Genomic DNA, 25,436 nt, shown 5'->3' with positions numbered 1-25,436 from the left:
ATCACTTCGCCGCTGGTCGTCCGACTATCAGCGGATGGACACGTCCGCTGGCACCGGCTTCGGATCCGAGCCCCTGGGGATCGGCGACACCGGCCAGTCGGATGTCCAGCTCGCCGGTCCATTCGCGGGTCAGTTGGGCGTTCATGGCGTCGAGGCGTTCGAGGAGCGGCGGGTGTTGATCCGCGGGGCACGCCGCGATCAAGGTGGTGAACACCGCGCGTAGTCGGCGCTGTACCTGAGCGGAATTGGTACTGAAGTGCCGAATTTCGTCGGTCGCGATGGACACGTAGTCCGTCCAGGTTCGTTGCTGCCCGCGGATCCGGGTCAGCGTCGACGTCGCGGAGTCGGCATGCACCCGCGGTGCCAGCAGAACGAGCAGATCCTCGATGTGGTCGAGAGCTTGGACCGCGCGGCCGGGATCGTTGATAGCCGGCGACAGCGCCTTGAGCGCAATATCGACAATGGATTGGATTGCCGCGGCCGGACCGACGACGGGACCGTGAGTGTCACCGAAGACCAGGCACGACATCAGAGAATCCGGTCGGACGGCCATCGACGTGCCGCGCACTTCGAACAGCGGCGCATTCTGCGCTACAAATTCTCCGATGCCTGGCACCACTGCGATGCTGACTCCCCACTTCGACGCCAATCGCTCCAGTCGCGGCAGGTTGATCGCCAGCAGGATGCGTCCGTTGGGGGAGAGGTGTCGCAGTCGGACCACCAGTAGGTCTGCGGAGTCTTCGTCGGCCGGTGCGGGATTGGCGACGAAGGGTGCGGCAGCGGGGAGCGCGCCGTGCGTCGACTCGTCGTAATGCGGATAGGAGCGAACGATTGCGCTTCGTCCCTCGGCCGCGATCCACCGCAAGAGGCGACTGGAATTGAGAATTGAACCGACGCGAGATACCAGAGCGATGAACAGAATTGCACTGATGATCGCGAGAAACAACGCCGTGTATGTGGAGATTTGCGGAGCTGAATGCTGGGTGTTGAGAGCAAGATCGAGGGCAACGATGATCGAGTAGACAAATGTCGCGAGAAACATCCCGATGGACCATCGCATGACTCGCTGCTGAGCCAGCATGGGTACTACTCGCACCGATATCTGCGAAGCACCGAATTGCATGGCCAGTGTGATCGCGGTAAAGACAAGACCGGTGAGGGTGATCATTCCGCCGGCAATCACGCTCAGCAGGGTGGCTGTAGCTCCCGGATCCACGGCGTATTCGAGGGAATCAGAACCGAAGCCGTCGAACACCGAACTGTCGAGATCGATAAGCGTGTCGGCCAAGAAGAACGCCGCGACGACAAGCAGAACAGGTAACCGCCACACGGGGACAGTGCGAAGCCGTCTGCGAGTACGACGCCACCGCAGTGCGTCGGATAGCCGCCACTTCGGAGTCGTAGCCGGGGGTTCGGGTGTCGACGCCGTGGTGGGTTCACCGGCCGCTGCCGGGATGGCTTCCGGTACCCCGAAACTCCCCGAAACGCTTTCTTGGAATCGAATCTTGGCTTTGATCAGTGGTTCTCTGACGCGTTGCTCGCGAGCGACCGCGCGGGACATCTTCGCCGGCTTGTCGCGGTACCGGGATCTGGCCCACGGCGCACCCGGTCGGCTCAGACGGATTGCGCCGACGATCAGGAGCGGCGGGAAAAATAATCCGATCAAACCGGTCCACAACTTGCCTTTGAGAAGTGTGATCATTGCGAGCGCCAATTGGATTATCAGCGCGACAACAATTGCAATGAGGGTTGCGATACTGCGATCTTCCTCGTACGGGTCGAACTCGCCGGCAAACCCGATCGGATGGACGCCGAACAAGAAAAGAAAGGAAATGGCGATCGCCACGAAGACTGCATCTATCGAGGACCGGCCTTCTTCAGCCCAATAGACGTCACGCAAATGCAGGACCAGCGCATATTCGTCGAGAACCAAGGCGCTACCGATTCCGAACACCGACGCGAGCACACAATTGGCGACCGGAGTGTGGAAATCTGCCAATGCGATAAAGGCAAACCCGGAGACGAGCATCATCATCAGCCCGAACACCATGTGATGAATGTGCATTCCGCCGGGCGTGACATTGCCCGGCCACCACGACACCTCGGCGCGGATCATGCGCACACTGAACCTGATGAACAGAAAGGTAAGCAGGAACGCGACCAGCAGGAAGAACAACGGTAGTCGTCCGGTATCGACGACCGTGTGCTCGAACCATGCCTTCACTACGTCAGCATGACAGGGTTTTCCGCAGGTATTCTCGCAAAACGCTCAATTGGAAACTGGCCTGTGTCTGAATCTTGCCGGGGCCGCGCTACTGTCGAGAAATGGTGAACGCGGATTTACTGGATCGGGCCCATGTCGAATCAGCCTTTTCGACCTTCGAACCACGCTCTGTCGACCTCGACGGACGCAGATTGGCATCTGTGGTCTTTGCCCTGATGCGAGATGCCGACGGCACATCGGTGTTCCCGCTGACCAAGCGGCCGAGCAAAATGCGCGCGCACCCCGGCCAATTCGCCCTGCCAGGCGGGAGCGTCGACGCCGGTGAAACACCCGAGGAAGGCGCACTGCGCGAACTTTCCGAAGAACTGGGGCTGACCGCCGCGACGTCCGACATCATCGGCCGCCTCGACGATTACGTCACACGCTCAGGCTTTGTGATCCGCCCGTTTGTCGTGTGGTCGGGCGCCGAGATCGACAAGTTGGTACCCAACCCCGACGAAGTTGCGTCGTTGTATGCGGTGACATCCGCCGAACTCGATGTGGACCCGCGTTTCGTGTCGATCGAGGAGTCGCCGAACCCGGTGGTGCAGTGGCCGTTTCGCACCAGCCTCGTGCATGCGCCGACCGGTGCCGTCGTCTACCAACTGCGAGAAGTCCTCAGTGGGCGGCACACCCGGATCGACAACCTCGAACAACCCGTCTTTGCCTGGCGGTAACAACACCCGCACGGGCGCGAGCGGCTCACTGAGCGACCATGAGCAAAATGTCGCAAGTGCTGTGGAAAGCTGGCACCACGGCGCCGCGACCGCGGCCAGTTCGATGCGGAGTGCGGAACAATAAGAGGTGTGTGCGGTGACATCAGGTGAACAGGAACTTGTCGTGACAGATCGAGTTCTGACGGTTCCCAACATTCTCAGCATGGCTCGCCTGCTGCTGCTTCCGGTGTTCGCGTACCTGCTCTTGGTGACTCACGCGGACGGGTGGGCGCTGGCACTGCTGATGCTCACCGGATTCACGGACTGGCTCGACGGCAAATTGGCGCGGATTCTCGATCAGAGCTCGAAATTGGGCGCTGTGCTCGACCCGCTGGTCGATCGTTTGTACGTCGTGACGACGCTTGTGACGTTTGTGGTCCGCGACTTCATTCCCTGGTGGGTCGCAGCGATCCTGATCGGCCGGGACTTGATCCTTGCGCTCACCCTCCCGATCTACCGCAGACGGGGCCTCCCACCGCCCGAGGTCATCTACCTCGGGAAAGCCGCGACATTCCTGCTGATGTTTGCGTTGCCGCTGATACTCGCAGGCCAGGGAGATTGGCCGATTGCCGGATTCACTCAATCTTTCGGTTTTGCCTTCCTGATCTGGGGAACAGTTCTGTACGTGTGGACCGCCCTGATCTACGTGCTCAAAGCTGCCCGGATCGCGCGGACCTACGAGGTTGTACCCCGATGAAAAGAACGGGGGAGGACGTGCGCCGCAACCCGGTGCCGTCACTGCTCCGGTCGTTGATGACGGAACACCTCGATCCCGGATACGAGGCGGCAGCGCTCGAGCGAGAACACGATCACAGTAAGAACGCTGTGCCGCGCACCGGGCCGTGGCTGGCTCTCGGAGGGCTCCTTCTCGGGTTTGTCCTGACAGTCTCAGCGGTCTCGGCAGCTGGGCAGGTGTCGGGCACCGAAGATCTCCGTTCCGATCTTGTTGCGAAGGTACGTGCGACCGAAGATCAGATCGACGATCTGGACACGACTCGGCACTCCCTCAGCGAGGAGGTCGACGCCGCCCGCGCCACCGCATTGGCAGGAGATACCGAGGGCAACAAAATTCTCGGGGAACTGCGCGGCGTCGAATCCGAAGCGGGCGCCGAAGCCGTGCACGGCGAAGGCATCACCGTCACCCTCACCGACCCGGCCGGACGCCCCAATCTTTCCGACGCATCGCAACGCAGCGTCGGGGGGAAGAGCGTCGTGCTCGATCGAGATATACAGAGCGTCGTCAACGCGCTGTGGGCCGGCGGCGCCGAGGCTGTTGCGGTGGGCGGCGTCCGCATCGGCCCGACGGTAACGATCCGTCAGGCCGGCGGCGCGATGCTGGTCGACAATCAGCCCGTCTTCTCGCCGTACGTCGTCGAGGCAATCGGTGACTCTCGCGCGTTGCAGCGAGAATTTGTCGTCAGCGATGCCTACTTGCGGATGTCCAGCATCGCGCAGTTGTACGGCGTCGGTTTTGCTGTGGCCGAGGATAATTCGATGAGCCTTCCGCCCGCCGCAACGCGCCCGGTGCGCGTTGCGACCGAACCGATAGGACCCAAATAGATGGAGCGAGTTCGATGAAGGCCGGTTCCGCCCTGTACGGACTTGCCGCGTTGGTGATCGGGATCGTGCTGGGTGTTGTCTTCAGCCCGCAAGTGCCCGATGCCTTCGCGCCGTATCTCCCGATTGCCGTTGTGGCCGCACTCGACGCAGTATTCGGTGGCTTGCGGGCGTACCTGGACGAGATCTTCGACGCCAAGGTATTTGTCGTCTCGTTTGTCTTCAACGTTCTTGTTGCCTCGCTGATCGTCTGGTTGGGTGATCAGCTCGGAGTCGGTACACAACTCTCGACGGCCATCGTGGTGGTGCTGGGGATTCGAATCTTCGGCAATGCAGCGGCACTGCGTCGCCGGCTGTTCGGAGCGTGAGACATGGCTGACGCGGTCAGGAAGCACGACGAGGGACGACACGAGTTGCGACCGGTGAACAAGCACCGAAGCAACGTGGTGTTCGCAATTCTTGCGACCGTCCTGCTCGGTGTTCTGGGAGTGGCAATCGCAACTCAGGTGCGCAGTACCGTTGCGGGGGACTCGCTCGATTCTGCGCGCCCCGCCGATCTACTTGTGGTTCTCGACAACTTGAATCGGCGCGAAGCCGCGCTGCGGCAGGAAGTCTCGGAGCTCGAGGATTCACTTGCGACATTGCGGCGTAGCGGAAGCACCGACGCGGCTCTCAGTGAAGCGCAGGCCCGATTGAATGCCCTCGCCATCCAGGTGGGGACAGCGCCGGCGAGCGGCCCCGGCGTCACCATGACATTGACCGATCCGACCGGCGGTGTCGGGCCCGAGGTGATTCTCGATCTGATCCAGGAACTACGTGCAGCCGGAGCCGAAGCTATTCAGATTGCCGGAGCCACAGGCGAACCGATCCGAATCGGCGTGAGCTCGTGGGTCGGTGGCCGCGGCGGTGACATCGAAGTGGACGGAATCAAGATCGCCGCGCCGTACACTGTGAGCGCGATCGGCGATCCGCCGACTTTGGCAGCGGCATTGAACATTCCAGGCGGAGTGTTCGACAACGTTTCACGGGGCGGAGGAAGCTCCACCGTCGAGCAATCACAGCAGGTCACGATCTCCGCCTTGCGACAATTGAATCCGCGCCAATACGCTCAACCCGGAAATTGAATTTTTGCGTCCGGAACTTTCGGGCGGCATGTGAAAGGAAGCCACTGTGAGTGAGCTCGATACACCTACCGATCTGCGTTACACCGCGGAACACGAGTGGGTGAAGCGAACCGGCCCGACATCTGTTCGAGTGGGCATTACCGACTTCGCTCAGTCACAGCTCGGAGATGTGGTGTTCGTTCAGCTCCCCGCCGCGGGAGAAGACGTCACCGCAGGCGAGTCGCTCGGTGAGGTCGAATCGACCAAGAGCGTGTCCGACATCTTTGCGCCGTTCACCGCGAAAGTTATTGCGGCTAACGGCGAATTGGACGGTGCTCCGGAACTCGTGAACACCGATCCGTACAACAACGGTTGGCTCGTCGATCTCGAGGTTGCCGACGAAGCCACTTTGGACAGTGCGATTTCGGAGACCTTGGATGCTGCGGGATACACCGCACTGACGTCCAGCTAGGGGTTGACTGCCGACCATTTGTGTCGCGGCCTGTCTCGCTGCACACAATGGTGCGCGCAGGGTACGGTCGTGGGGTACGCATGTGCCAAGTCGGGGTGCAGGTCGTATCTGTAAGTGACTGTGAAAGATGCTCGAGAAAAAAGTGCACTGCGTAGTCCAGTGATTTCTGATCTGGACGATTGATCGAGGAGGAGAAACAGTGAGCGAGAACGGTAACGACGCGGGCTACGGGGAGACGCCGGCGGAGACCACATCGGTATTCCGTGCAGATTTCCTCAACGAGCTCGACAACTCCTCAGCAGCACCGGCCGCCGAGCAGCCGGTTTCAGGTGTCGAAGGTCTACCTGCCGGCGCCGCTCTGCTCGTCGTCAAACGAGGACCCAACGCGGGATCGCGTTTCTTGCTGGATCAGCCGACCACGTCGGCAGGTCGCCACCCGGACAGTGACATCTTTCTCGACGATGTGACGGTCAGCCGCCGCCACGCCGAGTTCCGTCAGGAAGAAGCCGAATTCCACGTCGTCGACGTCGGAAGCCTCAACGGTACGTACGTCAACCGCGAGCCTGTCGATTCGGCAGTGCTGGCCAACGGCGACGAGGTGCAGATCGGTAAGTTCCGTCTGGTTTTCCTCACCGGCCCGCGTTCCGGCGGTTCGCAGGTGGGCGAGGCGTCAGCAGGTGCTGGTAGCTAATGACGGCATTGCGGCAGCAGAGCCAGCCGGGGATGTCTATCGGCTCCGTGCTGGATCGGTTGCGTCCAGATTTTCCCGACGTGACGATTTCGAAGATTCGTTTCCTCGAGTCCGAGGGCTTGATCAGCCCCCAACGAACGCCGTCGGGATACCGCAGGTTCTCCATCGAGGACTGCGAGCGTCTTCGCTACGTACTGACAGCTCAACGTGATCAGTACCTGCCGCTGAAAGTCATCAAGGAACAACTCGAGGCGATCGACAGTGGTGCCGCGACGGTCAGCGCAGACAACTCTGCGCCGCGACGTCCGCGCGTCCTGTCGATCGCTCCGGGGGAAGTATCACCCGAGGTTTTCCGGGTGGATCGCGAAGTCCGAGTGGGTCGGGCGGATCTTCTCGCTCGCGCGGACATCGACGATCGATTCCTGACCGACCTGATTCGCACCGGCCTGATCGTGCCGGGCGCTGCCGGATTCTTCGACGAAGACGCAGTGACGTTGGCCCGGACGGCCAAGGCGATGGCGGAATACGGTTTGGAAGTACGACATCTACGTGCGTTCAAGTTGGCTGCGGATCGTGAAGCCGGGTTGGTTACCCAGATTGCCGGACCGGTCGCCAAGGGCCGTGATGCGGGTGCCCGTGATCGAGCCGAGGAAATGGTTCGAGAACTGGCAGCATTGTCGCTGACATTGCACACATGCCTGGTCAAATCAGCAGTCCGCGGAAGTCTTGATCGCTGAGTTCTCGATCATCTCGTTCCACGCGAATAGAATCTCAGTACGGTCGTGAATTCGGCCACCAGGGTCATTTCAGGTTGGAGGCAAGCTCGATGGGCGAAATGCGTGTGATCGGAGTTCGTGTCGAGCAGCCCCAGAATCAGCCGGTTTTGTTGCTCCGCGAGTCGGACGGTGATCGGTACCTACCGATCTGGATCGGGCAGACGGAAGCCACGGCGATCGTTCTGGAGCAACAGGGAGTCGAGCCGGCGAGGCCGCTCACACACGACCTGATCAAAATACTGATCGAATCCTTCGGCCGCAGTCTGCAGGAAGTCCGCATCGTGGATCTGCAAGAAGGCACGTTCTATGCCGACCTGGTTTTCGACGAGCAAACTACGGTCTCGGCTCGTCCGTCGGATTCCATTGCGCTGGCACTTCGGATCGGTGTCCCGATCTTTGCCTCGGAATCGGTCCTTGCCGAGGCGGGATTGGTCATTCCCGACGAGCGGGAGGACGAGGTGGAGAAGTTCAAGGAATTCCTCGACACGATCTCGCCGGATGATTTCAAGGCAACTGACGGTTAGCGGGCATTCACTGGGGTTGACTTTAGGCTTCAACTCTCAAGTAGAGGTTTAGTCTCGTTCGGCGTGTTGCGTTGACCAAAATCGCGCCGGGGTCTTACCGTTGCGAGCGGTGAAGATCGTTGAGCCTTGAAATAGAGTCTGGTCTTGGTGCTCTGTCGGGGCGTACTCTAGGTAAGTCCACTCGTGGAATTACGTGCCTCGGATTCACTGCTTCGAAATGTTTGGTGGTTCGAGATCGGCTGACGCGGGTATCCGTTTCTGTTCGGGTATCAGACTCTGCCGCATAGCACAGCGTGATGACACGATGGCGTATCGAGAAGGAGACGGCAGTGGAAGAACAGTCGAACGAAGGCAAGGCGGAGAATTCCGGCGTCGCTGAACTGACTGCAGATCCGGCTGCCCGATCCACGTCGGAAGAGTTGCAGCCGGGATTGTTCCCGGACGACTCCATTCCTGACGATCTTGTCGGCTACCGCGTGCCCATCGCATGCCAGATCGCCGGCATCACCTACCGTCAGCTCGATTACTGGGCACGTACCTCCTTGGTCGTACCGTCCATCCGCGGCGCGGCCGGCTCCGGCAGTCAGCGTTTGTACTCGTTCAAGGACATTCTGGTTCTCAAGATCGTCAAGCGATTGCTCGACACCGGAATCTCGTTGCAGAACATCCGGGTGGCCGTCGATCACCTGCGTCACCGCGGCGTTCGCGATCTCGCTAACATCACGCTGTTCTCCGACGGGACCACCGTCTACGAGTGCACGTCCCCCGAAGAGGTCGTAGACCTGCTCCAGGGTGGGCAGGGAGTATTCGGCATCGCCGTGAGCGGCGCGATGCGTGAACTCACCGGAACCATCGCCGACTTCCCGGCCGAGCGCGCCGATGGCGGCGAAAGCGATCCGAATCCCGAAGACGAATTGGCGTCGCGCCGCAAGAATCGTGTGAGTCGCAAGACCGGATAGTGTTCCGGTCGTCACACCCGCTCGGTCGATGTGGTGGCGACGGAAGGTCGGCCGGTCAACTAGACTGGGCCACGCGTCGCCGGCGTACGGGAGAGCCTCGGGTAGTGCTTCACACACCAGTCTTCGATTTGCGGACTTGTCGTGAGCGTTATCAGGGCGCCGAAGGAGCAATACCTCCCCGTCAATCTCTCAGGCACCAAGGACCGTACGGGCTCCGACGCCTCTGGAAAGCGGTGGGATAACCCACCCGCCGACGGGGAAAGGCTGTGGTTCCGCCGGCATGGTGGATCACTACCGAATCTCTCAGGCGCTCGTTTGTCGAGCAGGCGACAGAGGGGGAGGAACACACCGCAGTCGGTGTGTGTCCTGATCCTCCGATCTGCCTGGGAGTTGTCGTGATCGACGCTGCAAGCCGTAATTTTGCCGACCGCCATGTCGGTCCGAACGCCGCGGAACTCGCGCGCATCCTCGAACTCGTCGGGGTCGATTCACTCGACGAACTGGCAACCAAGGCCGTTCCTTCCGTCATCCTCGACGCTGCCCCGAACGGCATCGCGGCCGGACTCGACGCTCTGCCGCTTCCGGTCGGAGAGCACGAGGCACTTGCCGAACTGACTGCACTCGCAGCCCAGAACACCGTCGCCACGTCGATGATCGGACTCGGCTACTTCGACACGCTGACGCCGCCGGTGTTGCTGCGCAACATCATCGAGAACCCGGCCTGGTACACCGCGTACACGCCGTACCAGCCCGAGATCAGCCAGGGCCGCCTCGAAGCCCTCCTCAACTTCCAGACCATGGTCGCCGACCTCTCCGGCATGGAGCTTGCCAACTCCTCCATGCTCGACGAGGCCACCGCCGCCGCCGAAGCCATGACGCTCTTGCGCCGAGCGAACCGCAGCAAGTCTCCGCGCTTTGTGGTCGACGCAGACCTGTACCCGCAGACCCTTGCTGTCATCGAGACGCGCGCCGAGCCGCTCGGCATCGAGATCGTCTCCGCAGACCTCACTGCCGGACTGCCCGAGGGTGATTTCTTCGGTGTGATCGCCCAGATCCCGGGCGCTTCGGGACGCGTTGTCGACTACACCTCGCTCATCGCGGAAGCTCACGAGCGCGGCGCACTGGTTGCCGTCGGCGCAGACCTTTTAGCGATGACTCTCATCACCTCACCCGGCGAGCTCGGTGCGGACGCGTGCTTCGGCACCACCCAGCGCTTCGGTGTCCCCATGGGATACGGCGGACCGCACGCCGGTTACCTGGCCGTGCACTCCAAGCATGCGCGTCAGCTGCCTGGCCGTTTGGTCGGCGTGTCCATCGACGCGGACGGAGACAAGGCATACCGCCTCGCGCTGCAGACACGTGAGCAGCACATTCGCCGTGAGAAGGCGACATCCAACATCTGTACCGCGCAGGTGCTCCTCGCGATCCTCGCTGCGATGTACGCGAGTTACCACGGCGCCGAGGGGCTCAAGGCGATTGCGTTGCGCGTCGCTGCCCGCGCACACGCGTTGGCAAACGGCCTGCGCGAGGGCGGCGTGACCGTTGTCCATGATTCCTTCTTCGACACCGTGCTGGCTCAGGTCCCGGGCAAGGCGGCCGACGTCGTCGCTGCCGCAAAGGAATCCGGGATCAACCTGCGTCTGGTCGACGCCGATCACGTCGGCATCTCGTGCGACGAGGCCACCACCGCCGATCACGTCCTAGCAGTGCTCGACGCTTTCGGTATCGACGACGCAGTTGTCGCGATCGAGGCAGAAGGCAATTCAGTTCCGGCTGCTCAGGAGCGCACGTCGGACTACCTGCAGCACGAAGCCTTCACCCGTTACCGTACGGAAACAGCGATGCTTCGCTACCTGCGCGCGCTGTCCGACAAGGACATTGCGCTCGATCGCAGCATGATCCCGCTGGGCTCGTGCACCATGAAGCTCAATGCGACCGCCGAGATGGAATCCATCACGTGGCCCGCGTTCAACGCAATTCACCCGTTTGCGCCGACGTCCGACGCACCCGGTCTGCTGAAGATCATCAAGGACCTCGAGGACTGGCTGGTCGCGGTCACCGGCTACGACAACGTCAGCCTGCAGCCCAACGCCGGCAGCCAGGGGGAGTACGCGGGCCTGCTCGCGATCCGTAACTATCACCTCAGTCGCGGCGACGATCACCGCGACACCTGCCTCATCCCGTCGAGTGCTCACGGCACCAACGCGGCTTCTGCCGTCATGGCCGGAATGCGCGTCGAGGTCGTTGCCTGCCGTCCCAACGGTGACGTCGACGTCGACGACCTGCGTGCGAAGATCGCCGATCACGCCGAGCGTCTCGCCGCGATCATGATCACCTACCCGTCCACCCACGGCGTCTACGAGCACGAGATCTCCGACATCTGCGCAGCGGTGCACGACGCCGGTGGTCAGGTGTACGTCGACGGCGCCAACCTCAATGCGCTTGTCGGCCTTGCCCGTCCGGGCCGATTCGGCGGCGACGTCAGCCACCTGAACCTGCACAAGACCTTCTGCATCCCGCACGGCGGCGGCGGACCCGGCGTCGGCCCGATCGGTGTGCGTTCACACCTGACGCCGTTCCTGCCCGGACACCCGATGGCACCCGAACTCGGTGGTAGAGGCACGATCTCGGCAGCACCGTACGGCAGCGCGTCCATCCTGCCCATCACCTGGACCTACATCCGGATGATGGGAGCTCAGGGCCTGCGCCGCGCCAGCCTGACGGCCATCGCGTCGGCCAACTACATCGCACGCCGGCTCGACGAGTACTTCCCGGTTCTCTACACCGGCGAAAACGGCATGGTCGCGCACGAGTGCATCCTCGACCTGCGCGGGTTGACCAAGGACACCGGCGTCACCGTCGACGATGTTGCGAAGCGTCTGGCCGACTACGGTTTCCATGCTCCGACCATGAGCTTCCCCGTGGTCGGCACCTTGATGGTCGAGCCGACCGAGAGCGAAAACCTCGAAGAAATCGACGAGTTCTGCGACGCGATGATCGCAATTCGCGGCGAGATCGAGCGCGTCGGTGCCGGTGAGTGGACTGTGGAGGACAACCCGCTTCGCGGCGCGCCCCACACCGCCGGCAGCATCGCGGCGCAGTGGGATCACCCGTACTCGCGTGAGATTGCGGTGTTCCCGCGCGGTAAGGCTCGTCCCAAGGTGTGGCCGTCCGTGCGTCGTATCGACGGTGCACACGGCGACCGCAACCTGATTTGCTCGTGCCCGCCGATCGAAGCGTTCGCAGGCAACTAAGGCGTGTGCCCGCCGGAGACCATCAGTTCTCGCGTACGAGTTCGAGGACGGTGATCTCCGGCGGCGCGCCGACGCGCACCGGCGGACCCCACGCTCCGGCGCCGCGCGTTGTGTACAGAACGGTGTTGCCGATCGTGTCCAGGCCCTGCACAGAAGGCTGTTGCAGCGGGACGAGATAGCGCAGCGGCCACATCTGTCCGCCGTGCGTATGCCCGGACAGTTGCAGATCGATCCCCATCTCCGACGCTTCGAGCGCTTGGCGCGGTTCGTGCGCGAGCAGCAACGCAAACGTGTTCGGATCGCGCCCGCTCAGAGCCTCAGTCAGATCCGGCTCGTACGGGGCCGGTGACGTGTAGTCGTGGATGCCCACGATGTCGATGGTGTCGCCGCTGCGCCGGATCGACGTTCGGCTGTTGCGAAGCGTGGTGATCCCCAAGGTTTCCCAGACGTCGAGCCACTTGCCGCCGTCGTCGGCGTAGAACTCGTGATTGCCACTGACTCCGAAGATTCCGTCCGGCGCACGCAGATCGGCGAGCGGCGCAAGATCGGGAGCAACTTTCGCGACGGTGCCGTCTACGAGATCACCACCGATCGCAATCAGATCGACATTCTGCGAGTTCACGATCTCGACCACCTTGCGGGTGAAGTCGATTCCGCGGGCCGGGCCCACATGCAGGTCGGTGATCAAGGCAATCCGGTAGCCGTTGAAGCCTTCGGGCAGGCGAGCGAGCGGCACCCGAATTCGGGAGACCTTCGGGTTCGACGCCTCGTACACCCCGTATCCGGCAGTGCCCAACGCCGCAACCGTGACCGCGGCGGTAGCCAATTGCAAAGTACGACGCTTCGCCGGATCCACCTCAGGTTCCTTGCGGCGTCTACGCACCAGACGATTGACCCCGGCGCACACGCCGATGATCAGCAGTCCCGGAATCAGATACAACCACGAAGCCAACCAGACCCACCCGAGAAAACCGACCGGGCGGGCCCACGACGTGGGGAAGACCTCGCCGCTGCCCATACCGATGAGCGTCAGGACGGCCAACAGCACCAATGCTGTGTCGGCGATGCGGGCCCAACGCGTCGGCATGCCGGTTGCGCGGAAGAGCCTGCGGTGCAGAAACCAGGTGAGAAGCGCGAGAACAACGGCAAATACTGCAATGCGCGCCATCAGGACAGCAGTTCCGCGACTGCAGCCGACATCGCGGCGGAGTCATCCGGGTTCACACGAATCAAGGTTCCACCCGTTCTGTCGGAGACGTCTTGCAACGTGGCGGCATCACCACTGGGGCCGATAACCAGAACGTCGACCCGCACCGGGCGAGCCGGATCAGTCGCCGAAGCGATGGCGCTGAGGAGTTCGGCGCGCGTCATCGTCGACTCGTCGGTGGCAGCCGAGGTGACAAGCAGTACGGAGTTGGTTCGATTGGCGTCGTATCCGGTGGCCGCGTCCTTGTACGCTGCGGCCAACGCGGGGTACTTCGATGTTTTTCCCTCAGCGCTGAGACTGCTCATAGCGGCGGTGAGTTTGGTTCTTTGATCGGCGTCGAGGGGTGCGCCGGCAACGATCACACGCTCCGCTGCTGCGGCGCTTGAACCAGGGAACGCGTGCAACCCGACATCGGAGGCGTCCGGGCTGCGGAGCAATTGAGACTCGATCGCCGCACCGGCCGCGGACAAGTTGGTGCTCATCGACGTCGAGGTGTCCATCAGGATAGTTGCGCTGCGAACGGAAACAGGGTTGGCGACAACGGCGTTCAGAGCAGCAGTAGTTTCCGCCGATGCGGGCGTCAGAGTGGATTCGATCTTCGCGGGTTCGAGTGCACCCAGATCGGGGACACTCTTACCTTCGACGCGGAATCCGGCGTCGACAAAGATCTGGGACTGCTCAGCGTCGCGTATGAATTCGGAGAACTGTGCGGCGGCGCGTGAGGCGGTTTCGTCGATTCCGCCACCAGCCACGATCACTGCCGGATAGTCCGCGAGCGGGGCCGCGCCGCTCGGGGAAAATGCCGTCATGTCCGCGTTGGCGGACTGGGCGATCGACTGTTCGACGGCCGGGACTGCGGTGACGGTGTCGGTTGCTCCACTGGTGAGGGCGGCCAGCGCGTCGGCAGTGGTGTCGGGTGGTGTCGGGAGGGATTGGAACTGTGACGCCAGAGCGCTCAATGCCGATGTCACTGGGCTGGACTGAGCCTGTTCGAGGGTGACCGGTCCGGAACCGGCGCCGGCCGCGGCAATCGCCTGCGTTGCCATGACTGTCTGCGGGCTGCCCACGGGCAGTGCGAGTGTCGTTTCACCGAGGGATTGCCATCCCGCGTTCGCGGACTCCAGCGCAGTTGCTGTCTCCGGCGCAACCGCCAGCACGACCGGCGAGTTCGCGATCGACCGTGGCTCTCCGTTGATCACGGCCTTGCCGGACAGTGGGGCAAGTTCGAACGAACTGACCGGAATCCACAGATTCGGGCGTGGGCCCAGTGCGGTGGAATCCCACTCGGTACCTGCTGCCAGGGCATTTACGATTAGTGTCGATGGCACCGCATTGATTGCAGTGGTGATGCAGTGATCTCGGATTACCGGTGAAGTGTCGGTGAATCGCTTGGCCAACTGCTCGATCTGCGGCGCAATCGACGGATCAACCGTGATGTCGAGCGTCCGGTTGCCTTCGACGCACGTCCCCGCTGCTTGCTGTCCTTGATCGTCGATGCGATTACCGAGGGCCTTCCATCCGAAGAATCCGGCCACAATCAGGACGACTGCCACGACAACCAGGATCGGCCCCTTACTGATACCTCTGGCGCCTGACCCGCCGCGATGTTCGCCCACGTACGCTGCCCTACCTTGCTCACTCGACGATCTCTGCCGGGAGCCAGTCTAGTGACGAAACTTCGCGGCCAACGCGAACAGCCTCGACACCGGGAGCGGTGTCGAGGCTGTTCGCGTTGAGCGAGGTGAAATCAGGCGTTGGCGGCCTTGTACTCGCGGCGGCGGCGATGCAGGATCGGCTCCGTGTAGCCACTGGGCTGCTTCGCACCTTCGAGGATCAATTCCTTCGCGGCCTGGAAGGCGATGTTGGAATCGAAATCAGGTGCCATGTTCCGGTACTCGGCGTCGCCGTCGTTCTGACGGTCGACGACCGGTGCCATGCGCTCGAGCGCGCTCACGATATCGGTCTCGCTGACGATGCCGTGACGCAGCCAGTTGGCGAGCAGCTGGCTCGAGATACGCAGCGTTGCGCGATCCTCCATGAGGGCGACATCGTGGATGTCGGGAACCTTGGAGCAGCCGACACCCGCGTCGATCCACCGGACGACGTAGCCGAGGATGGACTGGCAGTTGTTGTCGAGCTCTTCCTTCTTCTCCGCTTCCGTCCAGTCGGTGCTCGGAGCGAGCGGGATGGTCAGGATGTCGTCGACGCTCGCGCGCGGCTTACCCTTCAGTCCGTCCTGAACCGCAAACACGTCGACGCGGTGGTAGTGCGTCGCGTGCAACGTCGCGCCGGTGGGCGAGGGAACCCAAGCGGTGTTGGCGCCGGCCTTGGGGTGGCCGATCTTCTGCTCGAGCATGTCCGCCATCAGCTCGGTCATGGCCCACATACCCTTGCCGATCTGCGCCTTGCCCTGCAGGCCGCAGGCCAGTCCGGTGTCGACGTTCCAGTCCTCGTAGGCGCCGATCCACTTCTGCTTCTTCATCTCGGCCTTGCGCACCATCGCGCCGGCTTCCATGGAGGTGTGGATCTCGTCGCCGGTGCGGTCGAGGAAGCCGGTGTTGATGAACACAACGCGGTCGACGGCTTCCTTGATGCAGGCAGCGAGGTTGACCGTCGTACGACGCTCTTCGTCCATGATGCCGACCTTGAGCGTGTTCTCCGGAAGGCCGAGGACCTGCTCGACACGGCCGAACAGTTCGGTGGTGAAGGCAACTTCCTCGGGGCCGTGCTGCTTGGGCTTGACGATGTAGATCGAGCCGGTGCGGCTGTTGTCCAGCGGGCCGTTGGCGTCGCTGATCGACAGGCCGTGGACCGCGCACGCGCTGGTGATCAAGGCGTCGAGGATGCCCTCGGGAACCTCGTTGCCGTCGGCGTCGAGGATCGCGGGGTTGGTCATGAGGTGACCGACGTTGCGGACGAACAGGAGTGAACGGCCGTGCAGGCTGAGTTCGCTGCCGTCGACCCCCGTGTATTTACGGTCGCCGTTGAGCGTGCGGGTGAAGGACTTGGCGCCCTTCTTGATCTCCTCGGACAGGTCGCCGCGGTTCAGACCCAGCCAGTTGCGGTAACCGACAACCTTGTCGTCGGCGTCGACAGCCGCGACCGAGTCCTCGAAGTCCATGATCGTGGTGACGGCGGATTCGAGAACGACGTCCTTGACGCCGGCGGCGTCGGTGCTGCCGATCGGGGAGGACGCGTCGATCTGGATCTCGGCGTGCAGTCCGTTGTTGCGCAGCAGGATGCTGGTGGGCGCGTCCTTCTCGCCGAGGTAGCCGACAAACTTCTCCGGCTGAGCGAGTGTGGTGACAGTGCCGTCCGCGAGGGTGACCTTGACGTCAGTGCCGTCGATCGAGTACTTGGTCGAATCGGCGTGCGATCCCGACGCGAGAGGTGCTGCCGCGTCGAGGAATTCACGAGCCCAGGCGATGACCTTGTCGCCGCGGACCTTGTTGTAGCCCGACCCCTTCTCGGCGCCGTTCTCCTCGGAGATGGCGTTGGTGCCGTAGAGCGCGTCGTACAACGAACCCCAGCGAGCATTGGAGGCGTTGAGTGCAAAGCGGGCGTTGAGGATCGGGACGACCAGTTGCGGGCCCGCGGTGGACGTGATCTCGGTGTCGACGTTGGTGGTCGTCACGGAGAACTCGGCGGGGGTGGGCAGGAGGTATCCGATTTCCTGCAGGAACGCCTTGTATGCGGCGGCGTCGATGGGAGCGCCGGCCTGATTGCGATGCCACTGATCGATCTGCGCCTGCAGATCGTCGCGCTTGGCAAGCAGGGCGCGGTTCTTCGGCGCGAGCTCGGTGATGACCTTGTCAGCGCCGGCCCAGAAGGTCTCGGCATCTACACCGGTGCCTGGCAGAGCCTCCTCGACCACGAAGTCGTAGAGAACCTTGGCAACCTGCAGACTGCCGACCTGAACGCGCTCAGTCATGAATAGCCTCACTTTTCCGAAATCGGAGCACCACGACGGGTGCCATGAACCACAATCAATGTTACTCGTGAGTATCTCGCAGGTGGACAGAGCCTCGATGGATACATCACAACCGGCCTGCGGAGATCTCGAAACCGCTACGACGCAGACGTTCGACCAGGACATCCCCCAAGGCTGTGGCCGGGGTGAGGACGCCTGCAGCTTTGGGTAATGCTGCGTTATCGGGCAATTCTGCGTTGCTGACAGCAAGACTCAACGCTGATTCGCCGAGCATCACTGCGGTAGCACTATATCCCGGGTCGCCTTTGGCGCGGACACGCGAGGTGTAACGCGCGCCCGTTGTGGTCACCGTGAATACGTCGAGGGTGAAATGGCCCTTGCTCTGAGTGTCCTCGCTTGGTCCCTCGCCCGGGGACGGCAGAACCTTGTCGAGGAGGAAACGCGTCGGCGGCAGTGCGAGGCCCGCGATCAAGGCGCCCAGTCCCACGGCAACGCCGCCGGCGATCACCGGTGAGACCAACGACGAACCGACGTTCATCACCTCGGTGTACTTGAACTTTCGGCCGTAGGCCCACTCGCGAAGGGCATTGCTGCGACGCACGACCCGGGTGTTGTACGACGCCATGAAGAACGGCGCCTTCCAACCGTGCAGCGACGGATCGATCTTTCGGCCGTCGACCACTGCGGCGTCACTCTGCTTGCCCAGGTCGGGTTCGCTGGCGCGATCGGGGCTCAGAGAGTACGGCGAGGCCGCGAGTTTCCGCAGCCGCGCATCATGTTTCGACACGTCGATCTGCGTGCGGAGTGAATCGATGGTCCCGCCGCTGACGCCGCCGCGCAGTGACGTGACCACCAGCGTGGTGTCCGTCAACTCGCCGGCGCCATCCGCTTCGATCAGCTTGTGCAGTGCATGGACCCCGAGATCGGAAGGGACGGAATCGAAGCCGCAGGAATGAACGATGCGGGCACCTGTCGACACGGCAAGTTCGTGATTGGCGTCGATGCTCTCGCGGTGGAAGAGAACCTCGCCGGTGAGGTCGACGTAATGAGTTCCCGCGGCGGCGCATTCGTGAACCAACTGATGGCCGTACTTCGCGTACGGGCCGACTGTCGTGGCCACAACGCGCGTTCGTTCGGCAAGCGCCTTCAAGGCAGTCGAATCATCGGCGTCGGCAACGACGAGCGGGAGTTCGGCGGCCGCAGCACCCAAGCCGGCCCGCACCGCGGTCAACTTGTCGAGGGAACGCCCGCCGAGACCGATCTTCGTTCCGGCGGGTGCATGCTGAACGAGGTATTCGGCAAGGAGCTTGCCGACGAAGCCGGTGGCTCCGTAGACGATGATGTCGAGCTTGCGGTCACTCAGGGGTCCGGTCATGTAGTCAGCCTACAAATGCGGGGCCCGAATGCGTGTGAGTGAGCTCACTCCGCAGGTAGTGGTTCCTTCACGACCAGGATCGGAACCTCGACTTCGAGGAGAAGCCGCTGGAGCGGTCGCTCGAGAAGGAACTTGCCGATCGGGGACATACGACGCGTTCCCACGACCAACAGATCGGCTTCGACGGCATCGACCAACTCGACCAGCGCGGTCACCGGATCGCCGTCGTGTTCGGTGGTGCGGAGCTCCCACGGTGTCTGTGCGAATCCGCCGGCGTCGAGTGCTGACTGGATCTCGCCGCGCAAAGCCGCACTGTCTTCGTCGGTGTCCGGGACATTGACATCGTCGAGTACGTGCAGCACGACAAGTTGCTCGCGTCGATTCACGGATTCCCGTGCTCCGTGGACAATTGCCGCGCGGCCCTCCGGGCTGTCCTTGTGTACGACGGCAATCGTCATGGTTCCTCCGAGGCAGTGGGCAGTGTCGGAGTCCATTATCGCGCGGTATTGCCGAGCACTACCTCAAATGCGGTACTCGACACGGCGTGTACGGGGTGTCGAGATCGCCACATCGCGAGGATGAGGTGTGTGGGGTCACCACTCACCAGGGTGAGGGCTTGTAGTCCTTGAGGAAGCAGCCGTGGATGTCGACGCCCAGCTCGCCCTGCACGATGGGGTCGTAGACGCGGGCGGCGCCGTCGACAAGGTCGAGCGGAGCGTGGAAACCCTCGTAGGCGAGGCGCATCTTGGTGAAGTGGGGGCGTTCGTCGGTGATCCACCCGGTGTCGACGGCCGTCATGAGGATGCCATCGTCGAGCATTTCCTTGGAACTGGTGCGAGTCAGCATGTTCAGTGCTGCTTTCGCCATGTTGGTGTGCGGGTGACCAGGACCCTTGTACGCGCGGCTGAACTGGCCTTCCATCGCGGAGACGTTCACGACGTACTTACGACGCGCGGCTGCTGCCGCCATCGACGGGCGCAGGCGCGAGACGAGAATGAATGGGGCAACCGAATTGCAGAGTTGCACTTCGAGAAGCTCGATCGGATCAACTTCCTCGACGGTCTGCACCCAGCTGTTGGTGTGTGCGAGGTCGGGGAGGAGTCCGCCGGCATCGATGGCGATGCCCTGCTCGATGCGATCGGGTGATGCGGATTTCGCGACGAGCGCGAGCGAGCTGACGGCGTCGGCGGAGAGATTTCCGGACGTGATGGCTGCGACGTCGGACAGTGACCCTGCGAGCGCTGCGGGATGCGCGTCGCTGGTCTTGCCGAAGGTCACCACATCGGGGAGCTCACCCGCCGGCAGCGCGCCGGATTCGGCGTCGACCAGCGCGCCGTACGCGCCGGGGGAGCGACGCACGGTCTGGGCGGCGTTGTTGATCAGGATGTCGAGCGGGCCTTGTGCTGCAACGGAATCGGCAAGGGCGACTACCTGCGCAGGGTCGCGGAGGTCGATGCCGACGATGCGAAGGCGGTGGATCCAGTCGGCGCTGTCTTCCATCGCTTTGAAGCGTCGGATCGCGTCATTGGGAAATCGTGTGGTGATCGTCAGGTGCGCGCCGTCGCGCAGGAGGCGCAGGGCGATGTACATGCCGATCTTGGCGCGGCCACCGGTCAGGAGTGCGCGGCGTCCGGTCAGGTCTGTGCTGGCGTCGCGCTTGGCGCGAGAAGTTGCGGCGCAGTCCGGGCACAGCTGGTGGTAGAACGCGTCGACCTGGGTGTAGCGCTGCTTGCAGATGTAGCAGGGACGCGCCTTGATGAGGGTGCCCGCGGTTGCCCCGGCAGTGTTGGACGTGATGGGGATGCCGGCGGTTTCGTCGTCGATTCGATCGGGTGATCCCGTTGCCGTTGCGGCGACGACATTGCGGTCGGCTTCGTTGACTGCCGCACGCGAGGCGAGGCGACGCTTCTTCTTGAGGCGTTTGAACAGATGGCCGACGGCACGCTGCATGGTGATCGAGTCGGGATGCTCGTCGTCGAGTTCGGCTGCTTCGCGCAGAACCTTCAAGCAGATTTCGAGTTCTGCGGGGTCGAGTCCGGCCAGTTCTGCTGTCGCAGTTTCTGAATCCGTTACGTCGAACTGCCGTGTGTCTGTATCCACGTGAACTTCTGTTCCATCTCGATCGCCGCTCGCGCGGTCTGTTCCCGGTGTGGGAACTTGGCCCTTTACGAGAAAAGCTCCGGTTCAATGAACCGGAGCTTTTCCTGTCTGTCTCAACACAGAGTGTCCGAGGGGGGACTTGAACCCCCACGTCCGTTAATAGGACACTAGCACCTCAAGCTAGCGCGTCTGCCATTCCGCCACTCGGACTCGGCCCCGATTTCTCGGTGCTGGGAAAGACTATCCGATGCTGTCCCGCTCTCCCAAATCGAGTAGGCAGTGCGGACGTTTGTCCTGTTCAGGCGCGTCAGCTGCCGCCGACGAACGGTCCTGGATTCGGGTTGACGGGGTAGGCCGCGACGGCCATGATCACCGAACCGTCGCAGGGGCCGCCGTCAATGTCGGTGCGCCACGAACCGACAAGGGATCCGTCTGGCTGTGGCGTGTAGTAGGCCAAGGAATGAGCCGGCGCCATCACTTTGGGCACACCCTCACCTTGATAGCAGTCCCATTCCCAGTCGTAGGGATGAACCCAACTGGTGGCGTCCCACGTGTATTGCGCAGGCTGAGGCAAAGTCGGATTTGCCGGCGCCGGTCCGGCGATGACGGTGGCGACACAGGGCCCGCCGGAACAATCGGTGTCGAAAGTGTAGATATCGGAGAAATCCGGTTCCCACTGGCTCGCCGCGAGACTGGTTCCGGTTTTCGAGGCAGCAAACCGCTTGACCGAGTAGTCGCCGTCCCAGGTCTGCTCAGCGGCCCCGGCAGGCATTGTCGCGGCAATCATCGACGCACCGAGCAACGCGGCGACCAGCAATGATTTTCGCATAGAAGTAGTGAAGCACAGGGAATGTCCGAATTTCTGCCGTTCGGTACATAGTGAACAAAAATGACCCCAGCTTGATCAGCTGGAGTCATTGGTTGTTTATTCGAGTGTCCGAGGGGGGACTTGAACCCCCACGTCCGTTAATAGGACACTAGCACCTCAAGCTAGCGCGTCTGCCATTCCGCCACTCGGACTCGGCCCCGATTTCTCGGTGCTGGGAAAGAGTATCCGATTCGCTGAGGTTGCCCAAATCGCCAGGTCGGGCCACGTCCATGCCGCCGCGGCGAGTGTTTCGGTGGTAGGAAAGTGACATGTCCTTATCGCCGAAAGACTCAGGCCCTTCTCGCGCCGAAACCGAAGTGGTCGACCTTGTCAGCTCTCTGATCCGGTTCGACACGTCCAATACGGGTGAACTCGAAACAACAAAGGGTGAACGGGCGTGCGCGGAATGGGTTGCCGCCCAACTTCAGGAAGTGGGATACGAGACCGAGTACGTCGAATCCGGCGCTCCGGGTCGCGGCAATGTCTTTGCCCGGTTGAAGGGCGCCGAATCCGGCCGTGGGGCCCTGATGCTGCACGGTCACCTGGACGTCGTGCCGGCTGAGCCTGCTGACTGGAGTGTTCATCCGTTCTCGGGCACCGTGCAGGACGGTTACATCTGGGGGCGTGGCGCTGTCGACATGAAGGACATGGTCGGGATGATCCTGGCTCTGGCGCGGCAGTTCAAGGCCGAGGGAACGGTGCCGCCGCGCGATCTGGTGTTTGCGTTTGTCGCCGACGAAGAGGCCGGAGGCAAGTACGGCTGCCAGTGGCTCGTCGAGCACCGCCCGGACCTGTTCGAAGGCGTCACCGAAGCGGTCGGTGAAGTGGGTGGGTTCTCGCTGACCGTTCCCCGTCCGGACGGGACCGACCGTCGGCTGTATGTCGTGGAGACCGCGGAAAAGGGACTTGGCTGGATGCGGCTCACCGCTAAAGGCCGAGCCGGACACGGTTCCTTCCTGCATGACGACAACGCTGTGGCAACTCTGGCCGGTGCGGTGGCTCGCTTGAGCGCGCATGAATTCCCGATCGTGATCTCCGATTCGGTCGCGGAGTTCCTGACGGCGGTCGGTGAAGAAACCGGGCTCGACTTCGACCCGACGTCACCGGACATCGACGGGACACTCGCGAAGCTGGGGAGCATCTCCAACATCATCGGTGCAACGTTCCGCGACACCGCCAATCCGACGATGCTCAAAGCCGGCTACAAAGCGAATGTCATTCCGCAGACGGCCGAGGCTGTCTTCGACTGCCGTGTGCTTCCCGGCCGGCAAGCCGAGTTCGAGCGGACCGTCGACGCTCTGATCGGACCCGACGTTACCCGTGAGTGGATCACCAAACTCGACTCGTACGAGACAACGTTCGACGGTCATCTCGTCGACGCGATGAACGATGCAATCCTGGCCCATGACCCGGGCGCGCGCACCGTGCCGTACATGCTCTCCGCGGGTACCGACGCAAAGGCCTTCGCGAAGCTCGGGATTCGGTGCTTCGGGTTCGCACCGCTGCAGTTGCCGCCGGAACTCGATTTCACCGCGCTGTTCCACGGCGTCGACGAGCGGGTGCCGGTGGACGCACTACTGTTCGGAACGCGTGTGCTGGAACATTTTCTCCGCAATTCCTGAACGCGTAGACAGTCACCGAGTACGAGAAACAGAGAGGATTCGCATGGCTTACGATCCGTACGAACCATTGCCGAAGCTCCCGAGCTTCGAGCTGACCAGTGATGACATCACTGCCGGAGAGCCGCTGAAACTTGCGCAGGCGAGTGGCGCTTTCGGCGTCCCCGGCGGGCAGGACATCTCGCCGCAGCTCTCCTGGTCGGGTTTCCCCGCTGAGACGAAGAGCTTTGTGGTCACCGTGTTCGATCCTGATGCTCCGACGGCGTCGGGATTCTGGCATTGGGCCGTGGCGAACATTCCGGCTTCGGTCACTGAACTGCCTGCCGGTATCGGTAGTGCGGACAGCACTGACCTTCCCGCGGGCACCGTGACGCTGCGCCACGACGGCGGCGGTTTCGGCTTCATCGGTGCGGGCCCGCCTCCCGGACACGGACCGCATCGCTACATCGTCGCGGTGCACGCGCTCGACGTGGACAAGCTCGACGGAGTCACGGCTGATTCTTCGCCGGCGTTTCTCGGGTTCAACGTGTTCCAGCACGCAATTGCGCGTGCAACGCTGACCGGTACGTTCGAGGTCGCGTAACGCACTGTGCGCCTTTGTCAACCGCCCGCGGTTGACAAAGGCGCACAGCAGTTAGCGCGGGTTTTCCGCCCCGACGGCTTGGCTGATCGACGAGAAGCCTGCCGCGCGAACGCGCTTCGCGATTCCCTTGTGAATGCTGCGCGCCCAGAATGGGCCGCCGTAGATGAAGCCGGTGTAGCCCTGCACCAACGTTGCACCCGCAAGAATCCGCTCCCACGCCTGATCGGCTGTTTCGATACCGCCGACAGAGATGATGGTGAGCTTGTCGCCAACCCGCGCGTAGAGCCGGCGAAGTACCTCGAGTGAACGGTCCGCGACGGGAGCTCCGGAGAGTCCACCGGCGCCGATCGCGGCTACCTCCGCGTCCGGGGTTTTCAAACCGTCACGGCGAATCGTGGTGTTCGTGGCCACGATGCCGGCCAACCCGAGTTCGATTGCCAGGTCTGCGACGGCGTCGACGTCCTCGTCGGACAGATCAGGCGCGATCTTCACCAGCACCGGGATATGGACCGTATCGAGTACGGCCTGCAAGAGTGGGCGCAGCGACTCGACGGCTTGCAGGTCACGCAGGCCGGGGGTGTTCGGTGAGCTGACATTGACGACCATGAAATCGGCGAGCGGCCCGAGCAATTGGGCGCTGGCAGTGTAATCGGCGGGCGCGTCCGCGGCGTCGATGATCTTGGTCTTGCCGATGTTCGCGCCGATCGGCACGGTGACTCGGCGCTGACGGAGGAAGTTCGCGGCATGTCCGGCGCCGTGATTGTTGAATCCCATCCGGTTGATCAGCGCTCGGTCGGCCGGCAGGCGGAAAAGTCGTGGCTGCGGATTGCCGGGCTGAGCCTGCGCGGTGACGGTGCCGATTTCCGCGAATCCGAAACCGAGCGGACCCCAGGCGTCGACGCCGGTTGCATCCTTGTCGAAGCCTGCGGCCAAACCGAGTGGGGCGGGAAATGTCAGTCCGAATGCCTGGCTGCGCAGCACGGGATCGTCGAGAACAAGAACCTTCGCCACGAGCCACCGGATCGGTGCAAACCGGGTCACCAGTTTCATCGCGGTGAAGGCCAGGTGGTGGATGCGTTCCGGGGGTAGCCGGAACATCAGGCTCAAGAGCAGTTGGTACACGATTCTCCTGCTTGTCTGGTGAGATCTTCGATGAAACGGGCGGCTCAGTGAGCAATGCCGTCCGGGTTGTCCACGTGCAACGGGGTCTTCTTGCGCCGCAGAAGGACCCGGCGGCTGCCGTCGGGGTAGAGCCGCACCTGCGAGAGTTCCCAACCGCCGAACTCCGCGGAAATGGCCAGGCGCATCGACGCCGTCACTCGTGAGACGTGAGGTGGTAGTTGCAGCGGCAGATAGTCGAACACGTCGTCGGACATGTCCCACTGTGGTGACGGAGTGCGTCGCAGATGTGGCGATCCACCGTTGTGCCGCTGCATCG

Annotated in this window: 23 protein-coding genes, 2 tRNA genes and 1 riboswitch; of the genes, 13 read left to right on the top strand and 12 right to left on the bottom strand. The window is 62.7% G+C overall.

What is annotated here, in order from left to right; genetic code table 11:
• Position 1 precedes the first annotated feature (1 nt).
• On the bottom strand, positions 2 to 2,224 hold the full coding sequence (locus V2B23_RS03975; protein WP_430949108.1) for a DUF2254 domain-containing protein: 2,223 nt from the start codon (positions 2,222 to 2,224) through the stop codon (positions 2 to 4).
• A gap of 101 nt (positions 2,225 to 2,325) precedes the next feature.
• Here V2B23_RS03975 and V2B23_RS03970 point away from each other — a divergent pair, with 101 nt between their 5' ends.
• The 11 genes from V2B23_RS03970 to gcvP all read left to right on the top strand — a co-directional run bounded on the left by V2B23_RS03970 (position 2,326) and on the right by gcvP (position 12,315).
• The gene (locus V2B23_RS03970) at positions 2,326 to 2,940 is read left to right on the top strand and encodes an NUDIX hydrolase (protein WP_430949107.1); all 615 of its coding nucleotides are present in this window, start codon (positions 2,326 to 2,328) and stop codon (positions 2,938 to 2,940) included.
• A 202-nt stretch (positions 2,941 to 3,142) separates the two neighbouring features.
• The gene (locus V2B23_RS03965; protein ID WP_430949185.1) at positions 3,143 to 3,676 is read left to right on the top strand and encodes a CDP-alcohol phosphatidyltransferase family protein; all 534 of its coding nucleotides are present in this window, start codon (positions 3,143 to 3,145) and stop codon (positions 3,674 to 3,676) included.
• A complete protein-coding gene (locus tag V2B23_RS03960; RefSeq protein WP_430949106.1) occupies positions 3,673 to 4,539 on the top strand; it encodes a DUF881 domain-containing protein in 867 nt (288 codons plus the stop codon). The genes V2B23_RS03965 and V2B23_RS03960 overlap by 4 nt, the downstream gene beginning before the upstream one ends.
• A 14-nt stretch (positions 4,540 to 4,553) precedes the next feature.
• Positions 4,554 to 4,904 carry a small basic family protein gene (locus V2B23_RS03955; RefSeq protein ID WP_033231909.1) on the top strand — a complete coding sequence of 117 codons (351 nt, stop codon included), beginning with the start codon at positions 4,554 to 4,556 and terminating at the stop codon, positions 4,902 to 4,904.
• Positions 4,905 to 4,907: 3 nt separating this feature from the next.
• A complete protein-coding gene (locus V2B23_RS03950) occupies positions 4,908 to 5,660 on the top strand; it encodes a DUF881 domain-containing protein (RefSeq protein ID WP_430949105.1) in 753 nt (250 codons plus the stop codon).
• Between the two features lie 46 nt (positions 5,661 to 5,706).
• Positions 5,707 to 6,111: a glycine cleavage system protein GcvH gene (gene gcvH / locus V2B23_RS03945; RefSeq protein WP_092807693.1), complete on the top strand. Its 405-nt coding sequence runs from the start codon at positions 5,707 to 5,709 to the stop codon at positions 6,109 to 6,111.
• A gap of 199 nt (positions 6,112 to 6,310) precedes the next feature.
• Positions 6,311 to 6,802: a glycogen accumulation regulator GarA gene (garA, locus tag V2B23_RS03940; protein WP_033231912.1), complete on the top strand. Its 492-nt coding sequence runs from the start codon at positions 6,311 to 6,313 to the stop codon at positions 6,800 to 6,802.
• Positions 6,802 to 7,539, top strand: a complete 738-nt coding sequence (gene ftsR / locus V2B23_RS03935; RefSeq protein ID WP_033231913.1) for a transcriptional regulator FtsR — start codon at positions 6,802 to 6,804, stop codon at positions 7,537 to 7,539. The genes garA and ftsR overlap by 1 nt, the downstream gene beginning before the upstream one ends.
• Before the next feature lie 89 nt (positions 7,540 to 7,628).
• Complete coding sequence (locus V2B23_RS03930) at positions 7,629 to 8,102, top strand: bifunctional nuclease family protein (protein WP_033231914.1); 474 nt, start codon at positions 7,629 to 7,631, stop codon at positions 8,100 to 8,102.
• A gap of 380 nt (positions 8,103 to 8,482) precedes the next feature.
• A complete protein-coding gene (locus V2B23_RS03925; RefSeq protein ID WP_430949184.1) occupies positions 8,483 to 9,061 on the top strand; it encodes a MerR family transcriptional regulator in 579 nt (192 codons plus the stop codon).
• 213 nt (positions 9,062 to 9,274) lie between these two features.
• Positions 9,275 to 9,404: riboswitch (glycine riboswitch) on the top strand.
• A 52-nt stretch (positions 9,405 to 9,456) separates the two neighbouring features.
• The gene (gcvP, locus tag V2B23_RS03920) at positions 9,457 to 12,315 is read left to right on the top strand and encodes an aminomethyl-transferring glycine dehydrogenase (RefSeq protein WP_430949104.1); all 2,859 of its coding nucleotides are present in this window, start codon (positions 9,457 to 9,459) and stop codon (positions 12,313 to 12,315) included.
• Positions 12,316 to 12,337: 22 nt separating this feature from the next.
• Here the strand turns inward: gcvP and V2B23_RS03915 are convergent, their stop codons facing one another.
• The 9 genes from V2B23_RS03915 to V2B23_RS03875 all read right to left on the bottom strand — a co-directional run bounded on the left by V2B23_RS03915 (position 12,338) and on the right by V2B23_RS03875 (position 21,948).
• On the bottom strand, positions 12,338 to 13,483 hold the full coding sequence (locus V2B23_RS03915; protein ID WP_430949103.1) for a metallophosphoesterase: 1,146 nt from the start codon (positions 13,481 to 13,483) through the stop codon (positions 12,338 to 12,340).
• The gene (locus tag V2B23_RS03910; protein ID WP_430949102.1) at positions 13,483 to 15,138 is read right to left on the bottom strand and encodes a substrate-binding domain-containing protein; all 1,656 of its coding nucleotides are present in this window, start codon (positions 15,136 to 15,138) and stop codon (positions 13,483 to 13,485) included. Before V2B23_RS03910 ends, V2B23_RS03915 begins: the two co-directional genes overlap by 1 nt.
• Before the next feature lie 131 nt (positions 15,139 to 15,269).
• On the bottom strand, positions 15,270 to 17,453 hold the full coding sequence (locus tag V2B23_RS03905) for a malate synthase G (protein WP_430949101.1): 2,184 nt from the start codon (positions 17,451 to 17,453) through the stop codon (positions 15,270 to 15,272).
• A gap of 106 nt (positions 17,454 to 17,559) precedes the next feature.
• Entirely contained in the window at positions 17,560 to 18,828 is a 1,269-nt protein-coding gene (locus V2B23_RS03900) for a saccharopine dehydrogenase family protein (RefSeq protein ID WP_430949100.1), read from the bottom strand.
• 44 nt (positions 18,829 to 18,872) lie between these two features.
• Positions 18,873 to 19,286 carry a universal stress protein gene (locus tag V2B23_RS03895; protein ID WP_430949183.1) on the bottom strand — a complete coding sequence of 138 codons (414 nt, stop codon included), beginning with the start codon at positions 19,284 to 19,286 and terminating at the stop codon, positions 18,873 to 18,875.
• Between the two features lie 142 nt (positions 19,287 to 19,428).
• Positions 19,429 to 20,871, bottom strand: a complete 1,443-nt coding sequence (locus V2B23_RS03890; protein ID WP_430949182.1) for an SDR family NAD(P)-dependent oxidoreductase — start codon at positions 20,869 to 20,871, stop codon at positions 19,429 to 19,431.
• Positions 20,872 to 21,052: 181 nt separating this feature from the next.
• A tRNA-Leu gene (locus V2B23_RS03885) sits at positions 21,053 to 21,138 on the bottom strand.
• Positions 21,139 to 21,235: 97 nt separating this feature from the next.
• Complete coding sequence (locus V2B23_RS03880) at positions 21,236 to 21,757, bottom strand: hypothetical protein (protein WP_430949099.1); 522 nt, start codon at positions 21,755 to 21,757, stop codon at positions 21,236 to 21,238.
• Positions 21,758 to 21,862: 105 nt separating this feature from the next.
• Positions 21,863 to 21,948: transfer RNA gene (locus V2B23_RS03875), tRNA-Leu, on the bottom strand.
• A gap of 117 nt (positions 21,949 to 22,065) precedes the next feature.
• Between V2B23_RS03875 and V2B23_RS03870 the strand changes: the two genes are divergently transcribed.
• Together V2B23_RS03870 and V2B23_RS03865 are read left to right on the top strand one after the other, a co-directional pair.
• Complete coding sequence (locus tag V2B23_RS03870) at positions 22,066 to 23,418, top strand: M20/M25/M40 family metallo-hydrolase (RefSeq protein WP_430949098.1); 1,353 nt, start codon at positions 22,066 to 22,068, stop codon at positions 23,416 to 23,418.
• A 43-nt stretch (positions 23,419 to 23,461) separates the two neighbouring features.
• A complete protein-coding gene (locus tag V2B23_RS03865; RefSeq protein ID WP_430949097.1) occupies positions 23,462 to 23,998 on the top strand; it encodes a YbhB/YbcL family Raf kinase inhibitor-like protein in 537 nt (178 codons plus the stop codon).
• Between the two features lie 51 nt (positions 23,999 to 24,049).
• On the opposite strand, the gene V2B23_RS03860 is transcribed toward V2B23_RS03865, so the two are convergent.
• Positions 24,050 to 25,120 (bottom strand): quinone-dependent dihydroorotate dehydrogenase, encoded by a 1,071-nt coding sequence (locus V2B23_RS03860; protein ID WP_430949096.1) that lies wholly within the window; start codon positions 25,118 to 25,120, stop codon positions 24,050 to 24,052.
• 44 nt (positions 25,121 to 25,164) lie between these two features.
• Entirely contained in the window at positions 25,165 to 25,434 is a 270-nt protein-coding gene (locus V2B23_RS03855) for a DUF5703 family protein (protein WP_033231923.1), read from the bottom strand.
• Positions 25,435 to 25,436: the final 2 nt, after the last annotated feature.

The sequence above is a fragment of the Rhodococcus sp. 24CO genome, from assembly GCF_050586165.1.
Lineage (GTDB): Bacteria > Actinomycetota > Actinomycetes > Mycobacteriales > Mycobacteriaceae > Rhodococcus_F.
Note: the sequence above shows the minus strand (reverse complement) of the source record. Positions and strands in the feature narration are given on the sequence as shown.

Bases quoted from the DNA above. Each gene is read 5' to 3' on its own strand.
- V2B23_RS03970 (WP_430949107.1), top strand. From the start codon at position 2,326: ATGGTGAACGCGGATTTACTGGATCGGGCCCATGTCGAATCAGCCTTT.
- V2B23_RS03965 (WP_430949185.1), top strand. From the start codon at position 3,143: ATGGCTCGCCTGCTGCTGCTTCCGGTGTTCGCGTACCTGCTCTTGGTG.
- V2B23_RS03960 (WP_430949106.1), top strand. From the start codon at position 3,673: ATGAAAAGAACGGGGGAGGACGTGCGCCGCAACCCGGTGCCGTCACTG.
- V2B23_RS03955 (WP_033231909.1), top strand. From the start codon at position 4,554: ATGAAGGCCGGTTCCGCCCTGTACGGACTTGCCGCGTTGGTGATCGGG.
- V2B23_RS03950 (WP_430949105.1), top strand. From the start codon at position 4,908: ATGGCTGACGCGGTCAGGAAGCACGACGAGGGACGACACGAGTTGCGA.
- ftsR (WP_033231913.1), top strand. From the start codon at position 6,802: ATGACGGCATTGCGGCAGCAGAGCCAGCCGGGGATGTCTATCGGCTCC.
- V2B23_RS03930 (WP_033231914.1), top strand. From the start codon at position 7,629: ATGGGCGAAATGCGTGTGATCGGAGTTCGTGTCGAGCAGCCCCAGAAT.
- V2B23_RS03915 (WP_430949103.1), bottom strand. From the start codon at position 13,483: ATGGCGCGCATTGCAGTATTTGCCGTTGTTCTCGCGCTTCTCACCTGG.
- V2B23_RS03905 (WP_430949101.1), bottom strand. From the start codon at position 17,453: ATGACTGAGCGCGTTCAGGTCGGCAGTCTGCAGGTTGCCAAGGTTCTC.
- V2B23_RS03900 (WP_430949100.1), bottom strand. From the start codon at position 18,828: ATGACCGGACCCCTGAGTGACCGCAAGCTCGACATCATCGTCTACGGA.
- V2B23_RS03895 (WP_430949183.1), bottom strand. From the start codon at position 19,286: ATGACGATTGCCGTCGTACACAAGGACAGCCCGGAGGGCCGCGCGGCA.
- V2B23_RS03880 (WP_430949099.1), bottom strand. From the start codon at position 21,757: ATGCGAAAATCATTGCTGGTCGCCGCGTTGCTCGGTGCGTCGATGATT.
- V2B23_RS03870 (WP_430949098.1), top strand. From the start codon at position 22,066: ATGTCCTTATCGCCGAAAGACTCAGGCCCTTCTCGCGCCGAAACCGAA.
- V2B23_RS03865 (WP_430949097.1), top strand. From the start codon at position 23,462: ATGGCTTACGATCCGTACGAACCATTGCCGAAGCTCCCGAGCTTCGAG.
- V2B23_RS03855 (WP_033231923.1), bottom strand. From the start codon at position 25,434: ATGCAGCGGCACAACGGTGGATCGCCACATCTGCGACGCACTCCGTCA.